Annotated in this window: 3 protein-coding genes and 1 pseudogene; 2 read left to right on the top strand and 2 right to left on the bottom strand. The window is 47.6% G+C overall.

What is annotated here, in order from left to right; all coding sequences use genetic code 11:
* Positions 1-448: pseudogene (locus ACI32D_RS09135) on the top strand (alpha/beta hydrolase); the annotation flags it as partial.
* Between the two features lie 4 nt (positions 449-452).
* On the top strand, positions 453-1325 hold the full coding sequence (locus ACI32D_RS09130) for an AraC family transcriptional regulator (protein WP_439776259.1): 873 nt from the start codon (positions 453-455) through the stop codon (positions 1323-1325).
* 48 nt (positions 1326-1373) lie between these two features.
* On the opposite strand, the gene ACI32D_RS09125 is transcribed toward ACI32D_RS09130, so the two are convergent.
* The gene (locus tag ACI32D_RS09125; RefSeq protein WP_439776258.1) at positions 1374-3107 is read right to left on the bottom strand and encodes a GGDEF domain-containing protein; all 1734 of its coding nucleotides are present in this window, start codon (positions 3105-3107) and stop codon (positions 1374-1376) included.
* Positions 3108-3327: 220 nt separating this feature from the next.
* Positions 3328-5327 (bottom strand): alpha-galactosidase (locus tag ACI32D_RS09120; RefSeq protein WP_439776257.1); only part of this gene is annotated, 2000 nt, incomplete at its 5' end.

Raw genomic sequence — 5327 nt, 5'->3', positions numbered from 1 at the left:
GATGGAAGAACAATACCTGGCTATCTTGACTAACGATAAGTTCCGCCAGCTTTTTGCCTACGAATTGCCAAAACTGACGGTCAGAGCAGCCGCGCTTAACTGCGGAGCCTACTTCATGCTCACACCGGGCTTTACCAATGGAGCACCTGGCGCCTACTTTACCCCGGAAGCAGTCAAGGGAAAAGAAGAGATGCTGGACACGGAGAAGTACTTGACCCAAAACTTGCCGCCACTTTTCATCATGACCGCCAACCAGGACTTTTTGCACGATTCTGCTGTCCGCTTGGACGGCTACCTTTTGGCCAAGGAAATCCCGCATGAATTGCACATTTATGGCGACAACGACAACCCGCGCGGCCACGTCTTCCACTGCAACCAAAGAGACGACATCGCCAAGCAATGCAACCTGGATGAACTTAACTTCTTCAGAACGTATTTAAAGAAGTAACAGCATGGCTGAACTGGAACACGAACTGGTCAAGCCAACCGGCAACCTGCCTATCTGGCTGATGACTTTTCCCTTGCCAGATGGTGAAACGCCTAGCGAAATCCCGCCTCACTGGCATCAAGGAATCGAAATAAGCTACACGGTGGCCGGGTCAATCGACCAGTTCCAGATTGACGCCCAGACCTACCAGACCTCTCCTGGCCGGATTATCGTGGTTAACTCTCAGTCCGTTCACAGCATTGAGACTAACCAAGATGGCCAGGCCCTGTCCATGATCTATCCCTACAACTTCGTCTCTGGTCTTTTCCCGAAAATTAGCGAATTGGAATTTGCGATCAATGATCCAGGAACTTTTTCAAAAATGCAGCAGGCTGCTTACCAGCTCCTGCAAAAGAAGCTGGGGGCCATCTACGACTCCTGGTCAAGACCGGAAGATGATTTGCGGGAAATCAAGGTTTGCGCTTTAAGCCTGGAAGTGCTGGAAATCTTGCTGGAAGACTTCACGATTCCCCGCCAGCTGGAGCTGGGAAAGAAGCTCTTTATCACCCAAAGGATGCAGGAGATACTGGACTATATCTACGACCAGTATCAAACTCCAATCGGTTTAAGCGAGATCGCGGCTCACGCCCATATCTCTAAGGAATACCTGGCCCGCTTTTTCAAGAAGAACATGGGGATCACCGTTGCCGCCTTTCTGCGGAATCTGCGAGCCCGCGCGGCCAGGAAACTGCTTCTAACCGATCCAGGCACATTGGAAACGATCGCTGAGCAGTGCGGCTTTAGTGGTCTCAGGTCCATGAACCGGGCACTGGTTGAATGCTACCAGGAAAGTGCCAGCGAGATCAGGCAAAAGAACTCCAAAAACTTCAGACAATAAATAAACGCGCCCTTGCTTAATAGGACGCGTTTTCACTTGCTATTTTTGTCATTTTTGCACTGGCCGCGGGCCGATAATGACGTAATAAATCTTGCCAAAGTAGTCATTTTTGACCATGTGGGCCACGGCATGCATGTAGATCCGCTTATGGCTCTCTTTGGTGATGACATGGTAGTCAAGTTTAGCCAAACCTTCATCGCCGTCACCTACTTGCTCCTTGCAGGTCTTAACAGCTTGGTCATAGTCCTCTGGAGCAATCAAGCCCTTAACCTTCTGGCCTACATATTCGATAAACTCTTCCCTGCTTGAGCACTCCATGATCCTGAGGAGCTCATTATTGGCAAAAAGGATCCGCTCGTCGTCTTCCCGGTAGATAAAGAAGGCGCCAGGCAGGTTGACTGCTAGATCCCGCAGGTTGAAGCCCAATTGCGCCCGCCCTTCTTTCATCATATCTGGGTGATAGCCAGCCATTGCCCCTTTCCCGGTCATCTTGACGGCATACAGAGCCACATCAGCCTTGTACATCAGCTCTTCTCTAGATTGGCTTTGGTCAGGATATGCGGCAAAGCCCAGGGAAATCGAGTAGGGATAATCTTTTCCTTGGTAGTTGAAGGTCAGTTTTTGCTTAAAAAGCTTATTGAAAATCATCCGCCCTTCTGTCAGCGTCGTCTGCTCCAAAAAGACCGCGAACTCATCACCGCCATTTCTGCCAACCAGGCCGAGTTGACTGAAATTTTTCTCCAAAACCCGGGCAAAGGATTTAAGAGCCGCGTCACCTGCCTCATGGCCATAGAGGTCATTGATGTACTTGAAATCATCGATATCGATCAAGGCGCCAATTACCGGCTTACCTGTATTGTTCAGCAAGTACTTGCCGACTTCCCGATCAAAGGCCTGCCGGCTCATCAAACCAGTCAAATAGTCAGTGTCAACTATTTTGGTCAGTTTCCGGCCTCTTTCAAAATAATTGACCAGGATGGCCGCCAAAGCGGTGTTGATCACCACCGTCAAAATGCCTGTCAGGAGGCTGGATTTGATTTCCCGCGGCATCTGCCCGGCATCTTTTCTGACTGCCTCCAGCTTCCACGTGCATCCCCCCAAGCGGAAAGAAACTGCTGAACGTGGGCCTACAGTTTTCATGTTTGAGTCTAAGACATAATAGCTGTCATTCACTATATGTGTTTTAGACAAGCAGTGATAATAGCCCAGTTTGTCCAACTTCTTAAAGGTTGATTCAAACAGATCCTTTTTCTTAATCAAGGCAACTGAATAACCCCAGAACTTGCCCTTGATGAAAACCGGCTGGCAAACCGCAAGCGAATCCCGGCCCTCCCCAGTCTTGATTGGGCCAACAATGCCATTGATTTTCTTTTGCCGGCAATAGTTAAAAGCCGCCTTGACCTGGGGATCAGCCAGGAGGCTGGATTTTCCTCTTTCACTGGCCTTGTCCTGGTAAACCCGTTGGCTCTGCCCCTTGTGGATCAGCTGCAAAGAATAGATACCGTCATATCTCTTCAGCATATACTTGGCTGTTTTGGTAAAGACGGCCGTATTGCCTTCATTGCCAACAGTACCTGATTCAATGTTTTCAGTAACGTTTTGCCCCTCTTCCAGCTCCTTTTCAAAATAGTCACTTGCCAGCTGAGCGTTCAGTTCTGTCCGTGCCTGGTAGCGCTGGGCAAGGTTTTGCCCGGTCCTGTAGACATTAATACCAATGACCACCGCGCTAGTGAAGAACACAAATAGCACCACCAGCAGCTTGATCCACCATCTCTTTTTCATTACGCACAACACATCCAATATTCATAAGTCTTTTATTCTATATGAACCATTATTATCCTAAAAAAGCCTTTTGACAACCGGATCTTCTGTTTTCTATGATAATTTGCTGTCTATTTTATTGATATATCTTTATGCAGACAAAAAGCAGCTTCCCGAAGGAAACTGCTTTTTCGCTGTACCTAACTTATTTGTTTTTGAGAAGTTCATGGCAATAATGCAATTAATCCACAATCGCCTTAAAGTGATAAATTTTTGATGAGAAGTCTTGGTGGGGAACTGCCGGATCATAGAAACCCATGTTCATTAATTCGTCCCCGCCGTATACTTTCCCAGTCTCCAAATCTTGATACTTCTGATCCGGATTTAATCCAACGAGTTTTGTCTTGGTCAAGCATGGCTGCGCGTAAGACATAATATTAACAGTCGTCACGAGTGCTTCATTTTGATCATCACTGACAGTCATCCATGCTGCTTGATTGCCGTTTAGCGGCGCCTTCAAAGTATAGAACTTGCCAAATTGTGTCAATTTCCGAGTCTGCTTGTAAACCGCAACTTGCTCCTTGACTGCTTCCTTGTCTTCCTCCGACATCTTCGTCAAATCAAGTTCATAGCCTAAGTCACCACACATCGCCACTGCTCCGCGGGTACCAAAAGGTGTAATTCTGCCATTTTGCTCATTTGGAGAAACAGAAACGTGTGAGGTCATCATTGATTGCGGGTAAACAAGGCTGGTCCCGTACTGGATAACCAAGCGAGCAATCGCGTCGCTGTTGTCGCTAGCCCAGATTTGCGGACAATAGTAGGCCATGCCAATGTCAAAGCGGCCACCACCACCTGAACAACCTTCCAGCAGAATGTCTGGATAGCGGTCAACCAGCCGCTCTGCCAGGTCATATAGACCCAAAACATAGCGATGATATGCTTCGCCTTGTTGATCAGCCGGCAAGCCTGCCTGGTAGATATCTGACAAGTGGCGGTTCATGTCCCATTTGATGTAGTCAATATCGCCATCGTCCAAAATCTTGGTCATCTGGTCAAAAACATTGTCGCGAACTTCTTTTCTGCCCAGATCAAGCACATATTGGTTCCGCGATGGACTTGGTTTTCGGCCAGGAACCTGCATCAGATAATCGGGATGCTGCTTGTACAAGTTTGAATCATAAGAAATCATTTCTGGTTCAAACCATAAACCAAACTTCAAACCCTGAGCATGAACGTAATCGGCAAAATGCTTCAACCCCCGCGGGAACTTCTTCTTATAAACCTGCCAATCGCCAAGTGAACTGTTGTCGTCATCACGGTGACCGAACCAGCCGTCATCCAGAACAAACATTTCAATACCGAGTTTTTTAGCTTCATCAACAATTGGCTTCAGCTTGTCTTCATCAAAGTCAAAGTAAGTCGCTTCCCAGTTGTTGACCAAAATCGGTCGCTCTTGATACTTGAACTTGCTCCGAATAACCCGGTCTAAGATCAAACTATGATAAGTCTGGCTCATCTCGTTCAAACCATGAGCTGAATAGACCATCAGCACTTCTGGCGTTTGGAAGATTTCACCCGGCAACAGTTTCCAGGCAAAATTATACTCATTGATGCCTACGGCAACGTGAAGCTGATTCAACTGGTCTTTTTCCAATTCGAATTCATGGTTGCCGGAATATACCAGAGCAAGTCCCCAGGCTTCACCGCTAAACTCATCAGTCTTTGGCTCAACCAAAGCCACAAAGGGATTCATTTGATGGCCCGATGAGCCCCGGCGTGATTCAAACACGTGCCGGCCTTGCACCAAGCCACATCTTTGTGGATGGCGTTCATTAGCATGCGCGCCAGGCAAAGTAATGACTTCCAAATCCTGGCCAACCAGATCTATCTGCATGGAAGCAACTTTTTCCAGGTAGACATTCTCTTCGCCTTTATTGCATACCTGAACGCTGTGGGCAATCACATTCCGGTCGCGATAAATAGTATAAAGCAGATGGTATTTCAGTCCCGTTAGGTCATCGGTAAGTTTGATCGTTAAAGTTTCAGCCTCGTCTTCCTTTTCGACGTAAGCTGCTGGAAGTCCCTGAAGCTTGGGCTTGCCCTGCGCGATTTCATAACCAGTATAGTGTAAGAACAGGGCATTAGACCCATTAGACTGACGGACAACTGTTGCCGGTGAGTGGTAGTCCATCTCACCAGCAGTACTATATTCTTTCGGCAAGGTATCCCGGGAAAATG

The sequence above is a fragment of the Lactobacillus sp. genome (assembly GCF_051873315.1).
GTDB lineage: Bacteria > Bacillota > Bacilli > Lactobacillales > Lactobacillaceae > Lactobacillus.
Note: the sequence above shows the minus strand (reverse complement) of the source record. Positions and strands in the feature narration are given on the sequence as shown.

Excerpts from the sequence above, each read along its gene's own strand:
- ACI32D_RS09130 (WP_439776259.1), top strand. The coding sequence starts at position 453 with ATGGCTGAACTGGAACACGAACTGGTCAAGCCAACCGGCAACCTGCCT.
- ACI32D_RS09125 (WP_439776258.1), bottom strand. The coding sequence starts at position 3,107 with ATGAAAAAGAGATGGTGGATCAAGCTGCTGGTGGTGCTATTTGTGTTC.